The sequence below is a fragment of the Niveispirillum sp. SYP-B3756 genome, assembly GCF_009495745.1.
Classification (GTDB): Bacteria; Pseudomonadota; Alphaproteobacteria; order Azospirillales; family Azospirillaceae; genus Niveispirillum.
In genome coordinates this window covers 718,143-734,786 of record NZ_WIDQ01000001.1, presented here as the reverse complement: position 1 = coordinate 734,786, position 16,644 = coordinate 718,143, and the positions used below count along the sequence as shown (strand labels likewise).

17 protein-coding genes are annotated in these 16,644 nt (G+C 64.0%); 7 read left to right on the top strand and 10 right to left on the bottom strand.

All coding sequences use genetic code 11. The features are described 5' to 3' along the window. The first annotated feature begins 88 nt into the window (after positions 1-88). Together GE253_RS03480 and GE253_RS03475 are read left to right on the top strand one after the other, a co-directional pair. A complete protein-coding gene (locus GE253_RS03480) occupies positions 89-361 on the top strand; it encodes a hypothetical protein (protein ID WP_153202690.1) in 273 nt (90 codons plus the stop codon). Positions 362-471: 110 nt separating this feature from the next. Then, the gene (locus tag GE253_RS03475; RefSeq protein WP_153202689.1) at positions 472-1,497 is read left to right on the top strand and encodes a DUF4118 domain-containing protein; all 1,026 of its coding nucleotides are present in this window, start codon (positions 472-474) and stop codon (positions 1,495-1,497) included. Positions 1,498-1,501: 4 nt separating this feature from the next. Here GE253_RS03475 and GE253_RS03470 read toward each other — a convergent pair whose 3' ends face one another. The 9 genes from GE253_RS03470 to GE253_RS03430 all read right to left on the bottom strand — a co-directional run bounded on the left by GE253_RS03470 (position 1,502) and on the right by GE253_RS03430 (position 11,265). After that, positions 1,502-2,269, bottom strand: a complete 768-nt coding sequence (locus GE253_RS03470; protein WP_153202688.1) for a glycerophosphodiester phosphodiesterase — start codon at positions 2,267-2,269, stop codon at positions 1,502-1,504. 6 nt (positions 2,270-2,275) lie between these two features. Further along, complete coding sequence (locus GE253_RS03465) at positions 2,276-2,518, bottom strand: hypothetical protein (RefSeq protein WP_153202687.1); 243 nt, start codon at positions 2,516-2,518, stop codon at positions 2,276-2,278. 3 nt (positions 2,519-2,521) lie between these two features. Then, positions 2,522-2,806, bottom strand: coding sequence for a hypothetical protein (locus GE253_RS03460; RefSeq protein WP_153202686.1), 285 nt, complete (start codon positions 2,804-2,806; stop codon positions 2,522-2,524). Positions 2,807-3,058: 252 nt separating this feature from the next. Beyond that, entirely contained in the window at positions 3,059-4,360 is a 1,302-nt protein-coding gene (locus GE253_RS03455; protein ID WP_153202685.1) for a hypothetical protein, read from the bottom strand. Positions 4,361-4,728: 368 nt separating this feature from the next. Further along, positions 4,729-5,610, bottom strand: a complete 882-nt coding sequence (gene phhA / locus GE253_RS03450; protein ID WP_153202684.1) for a phenylalanine 4-monooxygenase — start codon at positions 5,608-5,610, stop codon at positions 4,729-4,731. A 294-nt stretch (positions 5,611-5,904) separates the two neighbouring features. Continuing rightward, a complete protein-coding gene (locus GE253_RS03445) occupies positions 5,905-7,764 on the bottom strand; it encodes a DUF885 domain-containing protein (RefSeq protein WP_153202683.1) in 1,860 nt (619 codons plus the stop codon). 217 nt (positions 7,765-7,981) lie between these two features. Continuing rightward, on the bottom strand, positions 7,982-8,815 hold the full coding sequence (mepA, locus tag GE253_RS03440) for a penicillin-insensitive murein endopeptidase (RefSeq protein WP_153202682.1): 834 nt from the start codon (positions 8,813-8,815) through the stop codon (positions 7,982-7,984). Between the two features lie 29 nt (positions 8,816-8,844). Further along, positions 8,845-9,972 carry a flavodoxin-dependent (E)-4-hydroxy-3-methylbut-2-enyl-diphosphate synthase gene (ispG, locus tag GE253_RS03435; RefSeq protein ID WP_153202681.1) on the bottom strand — a complete coding sequence of 376 codons (1,128 nt, stop codon included), beginning with the start codon at positions 9,970-9,972 and terminating at the stop codon, positions 8,845-8,847. A 108-nt stretch (positions 9,973-10,080) separates the two neighbouring features. After that, positions 10,081-11,265: a helix-turn-helix domain-containing protein gene (locus tag GE253_RS03430; protein ID WP_173012468.1), complete on the bottom strand. Its 1,185-nt coding sequence runs from the start codon at positions 11,263-11,265 to the stop codon at positions 10,081-10,083. A 486-nt stretch (positions 11,266-11,751) separates the two neighbouring features. Between GE253_RS03430 and GE253_RS03425 the strand changes: the two genes are divergently transcribed. From GE253_RS03425 to fliN, 3 genes are all read left to right on the top strand, one after another. Further along, the gene (locus GE253_RS03425) at positions 11,752-12,537 is read left to right on the top strand and encodes a trypsin-like serine protease (RefSeq protein WP_173012467.1); all 786 of its coding nucleotides are present in this window, start codon (positions 11,752-11,754) and stop codon (positions 12,535-12,537) included. Positions 12,538-12,678: 141 nt separating this feature from the next. Next, positions 12,679-12,975, top strand: a complete 297-nt coding sequence (locus GE253_RS03420) for a hypothetical protein (RefSeq protein ID WP_153202678.1) — start codon at positions 12,679-12,681, stop codon at positions 12,973-12,975. Positions 12,976-13,263: 288 nt separating this feature from the next. Next, positions 13,264-13,566, top strand: coding sequence for a flagellar motor switch protein FliN (fliN, locus tag GE253_RS03415; protein WP_153202677.1), 303 nt, complete (start codon positions 13,264-13,266; stop codon positions 13,564-13,566). Between the two features lie 15 nt (positions 13,567-13,581). On the opposite strand, the gene GE253_RS03410 is transcribed toward fliN, so the two are convergent. Further along, positions 13,582-15,267 carry a methyl-accepting chemotaxis protein gene (locus GE253_RS03410; protein ID WP_153202676.1) on the bottom strand — a complete coding sequence of 562 codons (1,686 nt, stop codon included), beginning with the start codon at positions 15,265-15,267 and terminating at the stop codon, positions 13,582-13,584. Between the two features lie 664 nt (positions 15,268-15,931). Here GE253_RS03410 and rpmI point away from each other — a divergent pair. Further along, positions 15,932-16,132 (top strand): 50S ribosomal protein L35, encoded by a 201-nt coding sequence (rpmI, locus tag GE253_RS03405; RefSeq protein ID WP_029012316.1) that lies wholly within the window; start codon positions 15,932-15,934, stop codon positions 16,130-16,132. A 12-nt stretch (positions 16,133-16,144) separates the two neighbouring features. Continuing rightward, positions 16,145-16,507, top strand: a complete 363-nt coding sequence (gene rplT, locus GE253_RS03400) for a 50S ribosomal protein L20 (protein WP_089290299.1) — start codon at positions 16,145-16,147, stop codon at positions 16,505-16,507. Positions 16,508-16,644: the final 137 nt, after the last annotated feature.

Here is a 16,644-nt window from a genome sequence, read left to right as displayed (position 1 = left end):
TTCCAAAAGGGCTGGCGAGGCGGCGGCTTCGTGATACCAAGAAGCCGATCTCGACTCGATATAAAAATGACCTTGGGAGTGATGGCGGATGAGCAATGGTGCCAAAATCGTGATTGCCTGCCTGCTGGCCTTGCTGGTGCTGGCCGTGGCCACGGGTGTGCTGGCCTGGGGGCAGGTGGATGACGGGCAGCCGATCAGCCTGCATGGCATCATCGCCCTGGTGCTGGGCGGTCTGGGCTCCCTGGTGGTGGGGGGCGGGCTGATGGCTCTGGTCTTCTTCTCCAACCGCTCCGGCCACGACCAGGCAGTGCATGAGGAGACGCGGCGCGCCATGGGAGAAAGGGCCGACCCGGACAATTAAATTTCCCCAAACATGATTTATCACAGCCTGCTGCTGCCCCATATTGGTATGGACAAAAAGGGGTACCTCCCCCGCTTTAACCATATCCGGAAAAGGTCCAGCCGCGTCCCATGGCCCTGATCAGCAAAGCCTTGCTTCTTATTGACGAGGAACGGTGGTCGCCGCGGTACCGCTATGGCTTCGCGGTCATCAGCGTGGTGATTGCCACTCTGCTGCGGCAATGGGCGGACCCGTTCATGCCGGCCGGCTATCCGTTCCTGACCTATTTCCCGGCTGTCATCCTCACCGCTCTGGCGGCGGGCCTGTGGCCGGGGATTGTTGCCTCCCTCCTCTCCGGGCTGACGGCTTGGTTTTTCTTCATGCCACCCGTCCGGGCTGTTGCCTTGGACGGGCCCAACGCCTTTGCCTTGGGCTTTTTCTTTCTGGTGGTGGCCATTGATATCGCCATCATCCATCTGATCCGGCTGGCCCTGACCCAGTTGCGGCGCGAACGGGAACGGGCGCTGCGGGCGGAGGAGACTGCCCTGGACCATGCCCGCCAGCGGGAGGTGCTGTTTGCCGAACTGCAGCACCGCGTTTCCAACAATCTTCAGCTCGTCTCCGCCCTGCTGGCCCTGCAACGGGCGGACATCACGGATGAAGGTGCGCGGCGGGTGCTGGCCGATGCGGCGGCCCGGCTGGCCCTGATCGGCCGCATCCACCGCCGCCTGCATGATCCCAACAGCAGCCAGAGCGATCTCCCCCTGTTCCTGCGCGAGCTGGCCGACGATCTGCTGGCCGCCGCCGGGGTGGAGGGCGTGAATTGTCAGGTCAGCGCGCCGTCCCTGCCGCTTTTGTCGGAAAAGATGGTGCCGCTGGCCCTGATCGTGGCCGAACTGGTCAGCAATGCCATGGAACATGGCTTCAATGGACGCGATGGTGGCCGGATCGATCTGGTGGTGACCCCGATGGAGGGCGACCGGCTCTGCCTGATTATCAGCGATGATGGTGTGGGCCTGCCACCCGGCTTCGATCTGGCCCGCACACAGAGCCTGGGGCTGCGGCTGGTGAAATTGCTGGCCCAGCAGATCGACGCCCGGTTTGAAATGCGCAGCGGCCGGGGCACGGAAGCCCGGCTGGTGTTTCATCCGGGATAAGGGGCTATCTACGCCATTGCCCCCGGCGGCGCAAGACATCACGCAGCAGGCTTGGACGGTCGCTGATCAGCCCGTCCACCCCCAGATCCAGCAGATATTCCATCTCCGCCGCCTCATCCACCGTCCAGACATGCACGGGCAGCCCGTGGCGATGGGCGGTGCGGATGAAGGCGGGGGTGACGATGGGCAGACCATGGTGGTGCTGCGGCACCTGCAGGCAATCACTGCACGGCCGCCCCAACGGCAGGCCGTGCGCGCCGAACCAGACGCGCGCCACCTGGGCCGGGCCAGCGCTGGAACAGAGATCAGGCCCCAGCGCCTGTCGCAGCCGGGCCAGCCGCGTCCCGGAAAAAGAACCGACGCAGACGCGGCCCAGCGCGCCATGCCGGTGCAGCATGTCGGGTAAAGCCAGGGCGGCGCGGTCGCTTTTGGGATCAATGTTCAGGTGCAGGTCGGGCCAGCGTTCCAGCACCTCTTCCAGCAGGGGGATCGGTTCCTGCCCGGCAATACGGGCCTGCGCGATGGCGGACCAAGGCAGCGCGTCCAACCGCCCCTGCCCATCGGTCAGCCGGTCCAGCACCTCATCGTGGAAGACGACCAGCTGGCCGTCGCCCGTCAATTGCACATCGGTTTCGATATAGCGGAAGCCCAGATCGATGGCACGGGCAAAGGCGGCGAGGCTGTTTTCCGGCGCTTCCAGCCCGCCGCCGCGATGGGCAAAGGCGATGGGGCCATCGTGATCCAGATAAGGGTGCCGCCCATGGCGCCGCATCGGAAATCACCCTGCCGGCGGTTTTTGGTCCAGCCGCGGCCAGCGGGACAGCGCCATGTACCACAGGCCCGCCGTCAGCAGCGGGAACCAGAGGAAGACCACCAGGGCCCAGAGCGGGTTGCGCCCGATCTTGCCCAGCGCGATCCCGGCCATGCAGATGGTCCAGGTGATGGACAGCACCACGATCAGCGTGGCCAGCCAACCGGGCAGAAACAGGAACAGTTCCACACTGTCACCAAAAACCGGCATGGCTTATTTCCCCTTCTGGGCGGCGGCGGCGTCGCGGGCGCGGCGCAGCCTTTCACGCGGATGCAGCTTTTCCGGTCGTGGCGGCAGGGTGGGCCAGGGCTTGAAGGCCAGCAGGCTGGTGAAGATGGGCCAGCCCAGCACCGGCAGCGCCAGCCAGACCACCCAGCCGCGCGGCAACCCGGCCCGGCCCAGCAGCCGGATCGCCGGCCAGACGGCCAGCGCCGCCAGCCCGAAATGTACCAGCAGCGTCCATTGCCATCCGTTCACGCCAACCCCGCCCGCTTTCATTCAAGATCCGGTTGGGGACATAGCATGTCTGCCGGGCGCGTCAACCGGGCAATGCCAGGGGGCATGGGACATGACCCCTGGCGGCCGGCGACCGCAGGCCCACGGGCCTGCGGTCGCGTGAGCCAAGTCGGCGGAAGCCGCCGCCTGACGACTGAGGGCGCATAAAAAAGCCCGGCCTTGAGAAAGGCCGGGCGAAGGGGGAAATCCGGTGCAGCTGTCGCAAGACCGTCCCGGATTTCGCCAGAACGATGATCAGAACCGGACGCGGGCACCGGTCATGACAGCCAATGCATCGTAATAGGAGACGTTGGGCCGGTCATACTGATGGTTGCGCACACCGGCATAGAGGTCGGTGGACAGCGCATCGATCACCTGCACCACATAGGCGCCATAGGCCTTGCCCTTGGCCCCACGCACGGCGAAATCATCCTGGGTGAAATAATCCACCGAGAAGGCCGTGGTGCCCAGATCGTTCAGCTTGGCGAGATAACCCACCTTGCCGTACCAGAAATTGGTGTCGAACCCGGCCTTCTGCTCCCGCGTGCCGGCGGCGAAGGTCACATTGAAGCCGTTTTCCAGCCGGGCGGAGACGGAGCCATTATACTGGTTGCCGAAATCGAAGCCGGCGACATCGCGGCTGTCGGAATTGGCATAGGCGACGGCACCGGCCACCATGGTGGTGCCGATCTTGCCATTATAGCGCAGGGCCGCATCCATCGCCCCGCCCTCGGTGACGCTGGTGGACCCGACAAAGCCGCCGGCGAAGGTGGGGGTGTCATAGCGCACCCGGTCTTCGCGGTGCAGGCCGTCCAGATCGTTGAACAGGCTGTTGACGGTGCCGACGGTGGCATTGGTGCCCTTGGCCCGGATGCCGATACCGCCGAAGGTGGCGCCGACATCGGCGTAGCCGCCCATATTGGCTGTGCCGGACAGATCAATTTCCGACGTGATGTTGGAAGCCGTGTCGCCCTGGCCCACCCACAGGCGACCCAGGCTCTTGCTTTCAATGAAGAATTCAAGCTTGCGCTCATTGAAGGCGAAGGCGCCGCTGTCGGTGTGAAGGCCGGTGGAACGGCTGTTGGCGGAAATCGCTTCCAGCTCGATATCGGTGCCGGCACTCCATTCATCATTCAGCTTCGCCACACCGGTGAAGCGGATGCGGGTAGAGGCACCGTTATTGTCGGCGAAGATGAAATCGTTGCTCACGCCATCATCGGCATAGGTCACCATGCGGTTGACCCAGCCGGTCAGCGTCAGCTTCAGCTTGCTGTTGCCAGACTGCACAATCTGCGGTGCCTTGAAGGCGCTGGCAGAGACCAGCGGCATATCCTTAGGTGCTGCGGGCGCGGCGCTGGCCGAACCGGCAGCCGCAGCAGGGGCGGCGACGGGGGCGGCCTTTTCCAGCTTCTCAATGCGGGACAGCAATTCCTTTACCTGGGCCTTCAGCGCATCCACCTCCCCGGTTTGCTGGGCGAAGGCGGGGGAAGTGGCCGACATGGCCACCAGGGCAGCACCAGCAAACAAAGCTTTGGCGGCAGAAGATTTCAACTTCATCGTGTATCCTCCCAGGATGTTGCCCTATCTGAGCACTTCGTTTCTTACAACAAAATGACAGTAATGTTACGCGTCACAAGCGTGAGATTTGTTGATTTGCCCCTTTGCAAATCACTGTGACATCACCGCAACAGAGCCATCATTGTGCGATATATCGGGAAAATGGCTGGAAAGAGCGTTTGAATTTTTGATTATGAAATCCAGCGATGATTATTTTTAAATATCTTTAATAGTTCGATAACCCCGACCTTTGGCGGGGGCGTGGAGACAAGAGAAGGACACAAAAAAGGGGTGCCAAGGCGGGCACCCCTTTGTTTGACGGAAGAAGGAAGAAGGAAGAGGGAAGGGGAATTGCCGGCCAGCGACGCCTATTGCCGACGCACAGGTGCAAACAGCCGGTCATCGGGCTGGGTTTGCGCCGGGTCCAGCACCGGCAGGGCCTGCACCTTGGCGAACAGAGCCGTCAGATCGCCCGCCGTGGCGTCGAACAGCTGGTCATAGCTGTCGAGCACGAAATAGGTCTGTTGATAATCATCAATACGGTAACGGGTGCGCATCACCCGTTCCAGGTTGAATCCCACCCGGTGCGGCTGCGGGCTGTCAAGGCAATAGCGGGTCTCCCCGTGGGAGGAGAGCATCCCCGCCCCATAGGCGCGCAGGCCATGGGATGTATTGATCAGGCCAAATTCTACCATATACCAGTAAAGCCGGGCCAGCGGCTCCAGCGCCCCTGCGGCAATGGCCAGCGCACCCTGCTGACCATAGGCCTGCATGTAATCGGCAAAGACCGGATGGGTCAGCAGCGGTACATGGCCGAAAAAATCATGGAACACATCCGGTTCCACCAGATAATCCATCTCCGCCGGCTGCCGCAGCCAGTTGGTGACAGGAAAGCGCCGGTTGGCCAGATGGTCGAAGAACTCCCTCTCCGGGATCATGCCGGGCACAGCCAGCAGCCGCCAGCCCGTGGCCCGGTCCAGCAGGTCGGAGGTGCGGCGGAAATCGGGGATGGCGTCGCGCGCATCCAGCCGGGCCAGCCCGGCGGTGAATTCCGGGGCGGCATAATCGGCCAGCAGGGCCGCCTGCCGGTCATAGAGCGCCCGCCACAGCGCGTGGTCGGCGGTGCTGTAATGTTCCCAGCCCTGATCAATGCTGTAATCATCCGCCACCTGGCGGTAATCGCCGCGCAGGCGGCTGGCGGTCTTGCCGCTGGCGGCTACGGCACGGGTAAAGTCGGTATCGTCGCGCATGGTTGCCTCCCATCGCCCCTCTCTGCCGGATGGGGCCTTTGCGCAATTTTACCGCTGCCGGGCGGGCATTTCCTTGCGGATGGGGTTGTATCGGGGTGTCATATCGCAATACTGCCGCTGATCAGGTGGCGGTCTGCGCCATTTCCTGCCGGGGCTTGTACCAAGGGGCATGGTTCATGCCCCTTGGAGGCCGGCGACCGCCGGCCCGCCGCCCATGCGGCGCAAGCCAAGCCACCGGATGGTGGCGCCCGGCGCTGAGGGAACAGGCGAATAACCAAGCGGCACAGCGAAGCATCAGCCCCGGCGGGTCTCGATCCAGCCATCCACCACCTGTTCCAGCACGCCCAGCGGCACCGAGCCATTGGCCAGGATCGTATCGTGGAAGCCCCGGATATCGAAGGCAGAACCGAGTTCCCTCTTTGCCTTTGCCCGCAATTTCAGCAATTTGCGCAGGCCCAGATAATAGGCGCAGGCCTGACCAGGATAGACGATGTAGCGATCCACCTCCCGTGCGGCCACCTCGGCGGTGAAGGCGGAATTGCTGGTGAAATAATCGATGGCCTGCTGGCGCGACCATTTCTTCACATGGATGCCGGTATCCAGCACCAGCCGGATGGCCCGCCAGAGTTCGAAGCTGAGCCGTCCGAAATCGGCATAGGCATCTTCGTAAAATCCCAGCTCCTTGGGCAGCCGTTCCGAATAAAGCCCCCAGCCTTCCACATAGGCGGTGTGGGTCTGGTGGCGGCGGAACTCCGGCAGGCCGGTCATTTCCTGCGCCAGGGCCATCTGCATATGGTGGCCGGGCAGGCCTTCATGGAAAGCCAGCACCTCCATCTGCCAGATCGGCATTTCCTTCATGTTGGAGAGGTTGACGTAGTAAATGCCAGGGCGGGAGCCGTCACTGGCCGGCGGGGAATAACGGGCGATGGTCTCGCTGCCTTCCCGGTAGAGGTCAAACCGGCGCACCTCCAGCGAGGCCTTGGGTTTCAGGGTGAACTGGCCGTCCAGCACCCCATTCACCTTCTCCAGAATCAACCGGGCGCCGGCCAGATAGCCGGCGCGACCCTCTTCATCATTGGTGAAGTAGAACTGGGGATCGCTGCGGAGGAACTGGTTGAAGGCGACCAACTCGCCGCTGAAGCCGGTGCGCGTCTTCACCGCGACCATCTCTTCCTGCAGGCGGCGCACCTCCTGCAGGCCCAGCGCATGGACCATCTCCGGTTCCAGGTCCAGGGTCGTATGGCGCTTCAGGCACCAGCGGTAATAATCCAGCCCATGGGGCAGCTTCCACACCCCGTCACGGTCATCGGCCTGTTCCAGCAGATGGGTCAATGCCGCCGACAGCCGGGTCCAGGCCGGCGTGAACATTTCCCGCAGGGCCTGGGTGGCGGCAGCAACCAGCATTGCCTGTTCTGCCGGGGGCAGGTTTGTGCGCCCCAGCCGGTTGCGAAAGCTGGACAGCAGGCCCGAATCGCTCACGCCTTCCGGTTCGAACGGCCGGCCGATCAACGTATTGCGCACCGCTTGCAGGCTCTTTTCCACCGAAAAGCGCGGTGGGATGACGCCCTGTGCCGCCCGCCGCTCCAGCGCGCCGATCAGCTGATCCACCGGCTGGGCGATGCCGCGCACCCGCGCGATCCAGGCCTGGGCATCGGCCGCATCGCGCAACGGGTGATAGGTGGAAAGAAGATCAATGATCTGCCCATGGCGGCCGTTGAAATGGCCAGCCGGATAGGCATTGCCGCGCCAGCGCGCCGCCCCCAGCCTTTCCTCAGCCTGATATTCCCATAACCGCTTGTTCAGCCGCCCGGCGGGCGACAGGGTGGCGGCGGGGAAATCCCGCCGCAGCCGGGCCAGATCCTCGGCCAACCGTGCATCGTCGGCCGCCAATGCTGCCTCCGACAGATCATCCCAACGGCTCTGGTCGCCGGGCAGGCCCAGCCTGGTCCGCAATTCCGGGGAACGGTTGGCCTGGGCGGCAAAGGTCTCGGCAAAAAAACGGTTCAGCGCCGCGTCGCCACCGGCGCCGGCTGCCTGCACCGGCATTCCCCGCAGCAATCCCCAGCCCAGCAAAGCACCTCCGGCCGATAACAAGGCCCGCCGCCCGATCACGGGCGGTGCGGGGGGGTATTGCGGGCGGTGAGGCGGGTTCATGCACAATGTCCCTTGCAGCCAACATCCCGGACAGGCGGTGTCATACTAGCGGCACCAGCCTCCGCTGGCTTGGCTACGCCGCTACCAAGCGGCGCGGCGGCAGTCGCAGCATTACCAACGGACATGAATGATGACCGTTGGTATCAGACACCCATCCCTTCCGCGCAAACTTTAGGCACGGGGATGGCGGCGCGGCAAGTCGCACATTGGCAAAGCTTTAAGGTTCCGCATAAAGCGCCAGACAGGCAGCAGGCGGTGGCGGCGGCGCCTTGGGCGGGGCCGGCGGCTTGGGGCTGGGTGGGGGTGGTTCGAACCAGCTCATCAGCTCCGCCCCGCAGCCGTCGCCGGGCGGCGGTGGTTGCTGCCCCTCGCACTGGCCGGCCCCGGCGGGGCAGGACAGGCGGACATGGAAATGCGCGGCATGGCCGAACCAGGGGCGCAGCTTGGCCAGCCAGGCCCGGTCGCCGGTTGTCTGCTGGCAAAGGGCCAGCTTGATGGCCGGGTTGACGAAGATGCGCGACACGCGGGTATCTTCGGCCGCCAGTTGCAGCAATCTGGCCTGAGCCGGGCCGAAACGGCTGGGGTCTACCCGTTGGGCCTTGGCATTCACCATGCTGGCGAAATCCTCCCGCTCCCGTTCCGGGGCGGGCAGTTCGGGTAAATCCAGCACAAACCAGATATCGGCATCCAGCCCCATCTGGTGGCTGGCATGGCCGGTGGGCATCCGCCCGCCGCGCACCATGCCCAGATCGCCAATGGCCAGCCGGCCCAGCTTTTCCGCACTGGCCTTGCTCGTCAGATCATGCAGATAGGCCAGCAGGTCCGGATGGCCCCAGTTGCGGCGGCGGGACAGGTTCATCACCTGATATCCCGCTCCTTCCGTCGGCAGTTCCACCGCCCCCCGGATGCAGCCATTGGCATAGCTGCCAATGGGATCGGGCGCGCCCTTGCCCGGCGTGCGCAGGCTTTGCGGGGTGGGAGGATCGGCAGCCAGCACCGGGGTTGCCAACAGCAGGAAACCAGCCAGGGTCAAGGCCCACCCGTTGCGCAAAGCCGCCTCCGTCCGTCTGGGAACCCGCTTTATTCTGCCGCCGGTTTCGCGGCTTCGATTTCCGCCACCTTGGCTTCCACCAGCCCGACCAGATGGTCGACAATGCCCTGGTCTTTCAGCCGGTGCGCCGACATGCCGCCCAGATAAATCTGGTGGGTATTCTTGCCGCCACCGGTCAGGCCGATATCGGTCATGGTGGCCTCACCCGGCCCATTCACCACACAGCCGATGACAGAGACGGTCAGCGGCGTGGTGATGTGGGACAGCCGTTCTTCCAGCACCTCCACCGTCTTGATCACGTCAAACTGCTGGCGGGCACAGGACGGGCAGGAAATGACGGTCACACCCCGGCGGCGCAGGCCCAGGCTTTTCAGCATCTCGTACCCGACTTTCACCTCTTCCACCGGATCGGCGGAGAGCGAGACGCGGATCGTGTCGCCGATGCCGGACCAGAGCAACATGCCAAGGCCGATGGAGCTTTTCACCGTACCAGCGCGCAGGCCGCCAGCCTCCGTGATGCCGATATGCAGCGGATAGTCACAGGCATCGGCCAGCCCCTGATATGCTGCAACGGCCATGAAGACGTCTGACGCCTTCACCGAAATCTTGAACTCCCGGAAATCATGGTCTTCCAGGATTTTCGCATGGGTCAGCGCACTTTCCACCAGCGCGTCGGGGCAGGGCTCCCCATAGCGTTCCAGCAATTCCCGCTCCAGACTGCCGGCATTCACGCCGATGCGCATGGAACAGCCATGGTCCTTGGCGGCGGCAACCACCTCGCGCACCCGCTCATGGCTGCCGATATTGCCGGGATTGATGCGCAGGCAGGCCGCACCTGCCTCTGCCGCCTCGATGGCGCGGCGGTAATGGAAATGGATGTCGGCCACGATGGGCACGCGGGCGGCGGCGACAATTTCCTTCAGCGCCGCTGTGCTTTCCTCATCCGGGCAGGAGACGCGGACGATATCGGCCCCCGCCTCCTCCGCCCGGCGGATCTGTTCGATCGTGGCCTTGGCATCGGCGGTGACCGTGTTGGTCATGGTCTGCACGGTGATGGGCGAATCGCCACCCACCGGCACCGACCCGACATGGATCAGGCGGGACTTGCGGCGCAGAATCTGGCGCCAGGGGCGGTGGTGGCTGTGATCGGCGGTCATGGCGATGGGCGTCCGGGCCGTTGGCTGGGTGAACTGTTCAAAATGTAAAGGTCGGCCATCGACCCAGGGAAAACAAGGGGCGTCAGTGACTGACCAACGCCTCCGGCGTCAGCGATTGGCCAACGCCTCCGGCGTAAGGGGCACGCCGCGCATCACCTGCGACTTGGCCCCCAGTGGGGCCAGATCGCGCCCGTCCAGCGTGACCAGCAGGCCCCCGGCATTGCCGGTATTCAGCACCAGCCCCGGCACGTCGGGCGCGCGGAACAGGTCACCCCGGCGCAGCACACGCGACGCCCAGAGTGTGCCCTTGCCGTCCCTCACCTCGATCCAGCTATCCTCTAGCGCGCGGATGGTGAGGCGGACATTGCCTTCCGCCAGACCATAGATTCGGCCACTTGGTGGCACATCGGCGGTGCCGGCCGGCTTGGGTGCTGTGGCGGCGGTGGGTTGGGCGGCGTCGGTCGTCACCACCGGTTCGGCCTCTGGCACGGCCGGATCGGCCGGCGGCGGCGGGGCCATACCCTGGCCCAGGTCGGGCAGTTGCGGTACCTCGCTCTCCTCATCCCCTGTCTGGGCGGCGGGGCTGGTATCGGTGGCCGGCATCCCGGCATCGGCCGCCGTGCCGGCCAGGCTGGCCTGCGGCAGGGTAGGGCTGGAGGGGGAATTGCTGGCGCCGATTTCCGGGGCGGTGGGGCTGGAGCTTCCCACCAGCGCTTCCACCTGACCGGCGCTCATCTGCGTGGTGGTCGGGGCAGGCGGTGGCGGCGGGGTGGGCAATTGCTCCCCATAGATCAGCTTGGATAAACGTTCCGGCAGTTCCGGCACCAGATCGCCCACTGACCGGTCGGACGCCGAGAGCGCATACCAGCCGCCATAGACCAGCAGGCCCAGCAGAGCGGCGATCAGCAGCACGGCCCCGCCCGGCACGCGGCTTTCATTCACCGGCTCGGGAAAATAGAGTTCCTGCGCCTGATTCTGGCCCGCCGCATCCTGCTTGAAGCGCAGCAGCACGGCTCCTGCATCCAGCCCCACCGTCTGGGCATAGGTGCGCAGGAATCCCACCGTATAGGCCTGGCCGGGCAGTTCACCCCAGCGCCCTTGCTCGATCGCCTCCAGGTAATGCTGGCGGATGCGCAGGCCAGCGGCCAGTTCCGGCAGGCCATAACCCAGCGCCTCGCGCTGTTGGCGCAGCCATTCACCAACATGACGCGGGCCGCCGGCCGGCTGCGGCTCTGCTGTGGCGCCCGCCGCCTTGTCGCGCATGTCCTGTGATCGTCCTTGATGATCCGCCATGGCTCCCCTGCTGGTTTGGCCCCAGCCCGTCTGATGCCGGCACCAGTCCCCATCATGGGGCGCCGCCGGAATGACCACCTCTCTCTTAACAACCCCATCCTCGTGGCGCAACAAGGGTGCCGGGGGATGGGGGGTGTGACAATTGCGGGCGGCTCCCCTGTTGCCTGCATGGGGGTGCGGCAACAAGGCAGACTGGTGGTGCGGCAGGAACATCGTTATAAAAGTGTGTAACGTGATGTCCGGGTGCCGAAGGCAGGTGTCACCCCATCATGTGTTCGACCGCTGGCGCGGCGGGGTTATTGGAACGGCAAACCGTCCCCCCGATGCCGGACAACCAGCGGGGTTGGATTTATGGACAGTGTCAGCGATGTATGTGATTTACATGGCCCTCGGGCTTCTGATCGGCCTGCCGTTTGCCGGAATTTTCTACTACGCTATCTGGGTGATGCTGACGGGCGATGCGGCTGGGCCAGACGGCCGCTTCTGATGCGGGCCGGGAAGCGCTGCGGTCTGCTGTGCCCGGCGGCCTTCCTGGTTTTGCTGCTGCTGTTGTTCAGTTGGCGCCCCGCCCTGGCGGGTGCGGACGCTCCGCCGTTGCGTGCCCCCGGTGTGGCCGCCGATGATGCGCGCCGCATTGTCGATATCAACAGTCCGCCCTGGGATGCGGTTGCCCGGGTGCAGACCAATATCGGCAGCCGCTGCACCGGCACCCTGGTGGCCCCCCGCCTGGTGCTGACAGCGGCGCATTGCCTCTACAATCACCGCACCCGCCGGCTGTTGCAGCCGGTTTCGCTGCATGTGCTGTTCGGCTATGCGCTGGGGGAATATCGCACCCATCTGACCGTTGAGTCGGTGCAGGTGGGGGCGGGCTATGATGGCACCCGTCCCGGCGCCAGCCTGGGGCACGACTGGGCGTTGCTGCGCCTGTCGGGTGATGCTGGCGTGCGTCCCCTGCCCTGGCAGGGGACGCCCCCGACGGCCGGTCAGGCCGTGGCCGTGGCGGGTTTCAGCCAGGACCGCACACATCTGTTGATGGTGGATCGTGATTGCCCTTTGCGGGAGATGCGGGAAACTGATGCGGGACGCCTGTTGATCCATGGCTGCTCGGCAAGCCGGGGGACCAGCGGTGGGCCGGTGCTGCTGCACCTGGGGGGGGTATGGCAGGTGGTCGGCCTGAATATTGCGGCCGGCGCCACGGCCAATATCGGCCTCTGGCATCCCGCGATTCAGGCGGCTATCGCTGGTCGATCCCCTGCTGCGGTGGCACCCTGATCCTTTCGGGTTACTCAAAAAAAGCTTGGCTTGTCATCGTCCGATCACAGACCTCCGGCGTTTGTTTGTGGCAGGGTTTCGGCTTGAAACCCTTGCGCGCGCTGTCAGTGCGGGCGTTTAACAGGATATAGGAAAAAGCAGATGCGTCGTTCCATCGCCGCCGCGCTCGCGGTCCTTCTCGCCGCCGGAAGTGCCTTTCCGGCGCTGGCGCAGAATAACCCAGCCCCGGCCGAAGGGGCCCAGGCCACGGGTGCCGCCGCCGGTGCCGGTGCCGCCGGTATCGCCAGCGGCAATCTCACCACCGTTGCCGTGGTCGGTGGCGTTGCTGCCGTGGGCATCATTGCCGTTGCCGCGTCCGGCGGGGGCGATGATGAACCGTCGGCTGGTGGCCCCCCGACTTCCACCAGCACCAGTACGGCCACCAGCACGGCGCGCTGATACTAACGGTCATCATTTATGACCGGTTAGTACGGCGGCGACTGCCGCCGGCGATTGAGGGGCATGAAAGCGTGACCTTCGGTCATGATTTCGTGCCGCTGGTATGATATGGCGGCAAGGCTCCGGCCCCTTCCGGCGCCTGCCTGTCCGTTGAAGGCCCGGCCCCCGCGTGAAGCAGGGCCGGGCCTTTTTCGTTCCGGGCTTGGCCGGGTGGTGGCATTGCCGCTATAGTTCCCGCCTTGCCACCCGGTGGGCGGCACCCATGCCCCGTAACGGAGCCCTCACACCATGAACGACCTGTTGTCGGGCGACGATATTGACCGTTCCTCCGTCATGTCGGTGCCGGTACAGGTGTCGGTGCGCCTGGGCCGGCGCCGCCTGCGCATCAGTCAGCTGTTGCGTATGGGACCGGGTGATGTGGTGGATCTGGAACGTGTGGTGGGCGACCCGGTTGATGTGTTCGTCAATGACCGTATGGTGGCGCGCGGTGAACTGGTGGTGGTGGATGGCCGCCTGGGCCTGACCATCGTTGAATTGCTGCCCCAGGCCACACGCGGCCGCGAACCGCTTGGCCCCGGCCCTGGGGAATGACGGGACGAAGCGTCTTTACCCGGCCCGCACCCGTTCCAGGAACTGCTCCACCTGACGGGACAGGGCGTCAGCTTCGCGTACCAGCTCATCGGCCGCCCCCTGCACATCGCCGGCCATGCTGTCGGCTTCCGCTGCTGCCCGCGTCACCTGCCCGATGGTGGCGCTGACATTCTGGGTGCCGGTGGCGGCATGGGCGACGGAGCTGGCAATTTCCTGCGTGGCGGCCCCCTGCTGTTCCACCGCACTGGAAATGGTGGCGACGATGCCGCTGATCCGGTCGATGGTGCCACCGACGCCGCGAATGGCATCGGCGGCATCACCGGCCACCGCCTGCATGGCATTGATCTGACTGCTGATTTCCTCCGTCGCCTTGGCCGTCTGGTTGGCCAGGGCCTTGACCTCGCTGGCCACGATGGCGAAGCCCCTGCCGGCCTCTCCCGCTCTTGCTGCCTCAATGGTGGCGTTCAGCGCCAGCAGGTTGGTCTGGCTGGCAATATCGCCGATCAGGCGCACGATCTCCCCGATGCGCTGTGCCGCATCCACCAGCCCGGTGACGGTCTGATTGGATTTATCTGCCTCCGCCACGGCATCGCTGGCGATGGTGGCGCTTTCCGCCACCCGGCGGCTGATTTCGCGGATGGAGGCGGAAAGCTGTTCGGCGGCGGCGGCGACCGTATTCACATTCTCCGCCGCCTGTTCGGCGGCGCCGGCCACCGCCTCGGACTGGCGGTTCACTTCATTCGCCACGCCGCCCAACCCCTGCGCGGTGCCGCGCATCCGATCAGCGGCGCCGCCGACATTGGCCACGACGGCCTGCACCCCCTCCTGGAACTCGTCGGCAAGGGCAACCAGGGCGCGACGCTTTTCCAGTTCTGCCCGTTCTTCCAATGCGGCCTGCTCGCTGCGCAGCCGTTCTGTATCGCGCATGGAGCGCTGGAAAACGGAAAGCGCACGGGCCGTGGAGCCGATCTCATCCCGGCGACTTTCGCCCGATACTTTAACGTCCAGATCCCCATCCGCCAGCTTCGTCATGATGGCGATGATCCGGTGCAGCGGGCGGGTAATGCCGGCAATGCCCAGGGCAATGCCCAGAACCAGCACGATGGCGGTGCCCGTCAGCCCCGCCGTCAATGTCACCTGCAGGGCGTTGTCGAAGACGGTCTCGGCTTCTGCCCGATCAGCCTCCATCGCCTTCTGCACGTCATCCGTGGTGACCAGCAACCGGTCCAGCAGATCGGTCAGTTTGATATCGAACCGGTCCACCAGCACGGAGGCCGCCTGGCTGCCCTTGCCGGCCAGGGCCAGCTTGCGGGCCTGTTCGACGATTTCCATCATGCGAGCCACGTCTTCACGCGCCAGATCCAGATCCCCTTTGCGTTCCGGCAACAGCTTTTCGACATTGTTGAGATGTTCTGCCAGTTGGTCGCGTTTCAGGGCGATTTCATCTTTCATGGAATCCAGGATGAAACTGTCCGTTTCTGCCGCGATCATATAGCCAAGCCGGCCGATATCAGTGGCAGATTCGCTGGCGCGCAAGATGGACTTGCTCGATTCTGAGCGCTCCAGCATTTCCTGATAATGACCGCCGATATGGCGCATCTGCGACAAGGCGTAAAGCGAGGTGCCGATGGTCAATATGCCCATCAGGACCAGTGGCAGCACCAGCTTCCAGACGATGGGCAGGTTCTTTAGGGCGTTCATGGCGTCTCCCGGCGCGGATGGCACCCCGCCTTGTCGACGGTGGTGCGCTTTATCCGTCCATTCTGCGTGATATTGGTCATGTCGCCAAGGCTTCAAGTCACTTTTATTTAAATAATTTACGTTTATCGAAATGGTGACACAGGTTTGGCGCAGTCGTTAATGATGGAATTATGACAGTTGTGCTTAGGTTTTTAATGGGTTGTTCATAAAATGAAACTGATCGCTCTGTGATTATTGATGAGAGAAAATCTTATATGAATGATCGATAGAGAGCGGAACCGAGCCGGATTTCTGGGAGATGTTTTTGTCAGGGGACGAAAATCTGCCCACCATTGTTGTTGTTTCACTTACATTCCGTATAGGGGATGTAAGTGATTCATCTAGGTAAGCCGTGTTGATAATGTTGACGGGGCGGGAGAATGGGGAGGGGCACGTATAGGGAGGGGGAGGTGGTATGTATTGGGAAGCCGCCCTGCGCCAACATGGAGAACGGCTCCTTCTCGCCCTTCCCGCAATGAATCTGACCGGCCATGCGGGGCGTGCGCGGCTTGGCCCTTGTCAGGGGGGCAGCACTCCACTATACACACCCGCTCTATCGGACGGCGAGGCCGGGCGTGATGCCCGGGGCATGCCCACCGCCCATATAGATTGAAAAGGACCGAAAATGCCCAAGTTGAAGAACCATTCGGGCGCCAAGAAGCGGTTTAAGTTCACCGCTTCCGGCAAGGTGAAGGCCCAGGCCGCTGGCAAGCGCCACGGTATGAGCAAGCGCCCCCTGAAGATGAAGCGTAACGCGCGTGGTACGTTCGTTATGTTCAAGGCCGACGGCGAGAAGATCGCCGAGAATTTCCTGCGGGTTAAGTGAGGAGGCTGACTAATGGCACGCGTTAAGCGGGGCGTCACCACCCACGCCCGTCACAAGAAGATCCTGAAGCTCGCCAAGGGCTATCGTGGTCGCGGTTCCAAGTGCTATCGCGTTGCGATTGAAAAGGTCGAAAAGGCGCTTCGTTACGCCTACCGCGACCGTCGCAACAAGAAGCGTGATTTCCGCGGCCTGTGGATTCAGCGTATCAACGCCGGTGCGCGTCTGCACGGCCTGAAGTACTCCACGCTGATCCACGGCCTGAAGCGCGCCGGCATCGAACTGGACCGTAAGGTTCTGTCCGACATCGCCGCCCGCGAGCCGGATACGTTCAAGGATCTGTGCGGCAAGGCCCAGGCCGCGCTGCAGGCCGCCTGATCACCCGTTTGGGTTTTCAGCGGACAGACGTTTGGGAAAAGGGGCTGGCCCGTTGGGCCGGCCCCTTTTTTCTTGTCCGGCGTGGTCGCCCCTCTTTGTGCTATCATCGTCAAATCCAGTGATGATGGAGATTCCCC

Excerpts from the sequence above, each read along its gene's own strand:
- GE253_RS03480 (WP_153202690.1), top strand. The coding sequence starts at position 89 with ATGAGCAATGGTGCCAAAATCGTGATTGCCTGCCTGCTGGCCTTGCTG.
- GE253_RS03475 (WP_153202689.1), top strand. The coding sequence starts at position 472 with ATGGCCCTGATCAGCAAAGCCTTGCTTCTTATTGACGAGGAACGGTGG.
- GE253_RS03470 (WP_153202688.1), bottom strand. The coding sequence starts at position 2,269 with ATGCGGCGCCATGGGCGGCACCCTTATCTGGATCACGATGGCCCCATC.
- GE253_RS03465 (WP_153202687.1), bottom strand. The coding sequence starts at position 2,518 with ATGCCGGTTTTTGGTGACAGTGTGGAACTGTTCCTGTTTCTGCCCGGT.
- GE253_RS03460 (WP_153202686.1), bottom strand. The coding sequence starts at position 2,806 with ATGAAAGCGGGCGGGGTTGGCGTGAACGGATGGCAATGGACGCTGCTG.
- GE253_RS03455 (WP_153202685.1), bottom strand. The coding sequence starts at position 4,360 with ATGAAGTTGAAATCTTCTGCCGCCAAAGCTTTGTTTGCTGGTGCTGCC.
- phhA (WP_153202684.1), bottom strand. The coding sequence starts at position 5,610 with ATGCGCGACGATACCGACTTTACCCGTGCCGTAGCCGCCAGCGGCAAG.
- GE253_RS03445 (WP_153202683.1), bottom strand. The coding sequence starts at position 7,764 with ATGAACCCGCCTCACCGCCCGCAATACCCCCCCGCACCGCCCGTGATC.
- ispG (WP_153202681.1), bottom strand. The coding sequence starts at position 9,972 with ATGACCGCCGATCACAGCCACCACCGCCCCTGGCGCCAGATTCTGCGC.
- GE253_RS03430 (WP_173012468.1), bottom strand. The coding sequence starts at position 11,265 with ATGGCGGATCATCAAGGACGATCACAGGACATGCGCGACAAGGCGGCG.
- GE253_RS03425 (WP_173012467.1), top strand. The coding sequence starts at position 11,752 with ATGCGGGCCGGGAAGCGCTGCGGTCTGCTGTGCCCGGCGGCCTTCCTG.
- GE253_RS03420 (WP_153202678.1), top strand. The coding sequence starts at position 12,679 with ATGCGTCGTTCCATCGCCGCCGCGCTCGCGGTCCTTCTCGCCGCCGGA.
- fliN (WP_153202677.1), top strand. The coding sequence starts at position 13,264 with ATGAACGACCTGTTGTCGGGCGACGATATTGACCGTTCCTCCGTCATG.
- GE253_RS03410 (WP_153202676.1), bottom strand. The coding sequence starts at position 15,267 with ATGAACGCCCTAAAGAACCTGCCCATCGTCTGGAAGCTGGTGCTGCCA.
- rpmI (WP_029012316.1), top strand. The coding sequence starts at position 15,932 with ATGCCCAAGTTGAAGAACCATTCGGGCGCCAAGAAGCGGTTTAAGTTC.
- rplT (WP_089290299.1), top strand. The coding sequence starts at position 16,145 with ATGGCACGCGTTAAGCGGGGCGTCACCACCCACGCCCGTCACAAGAAG.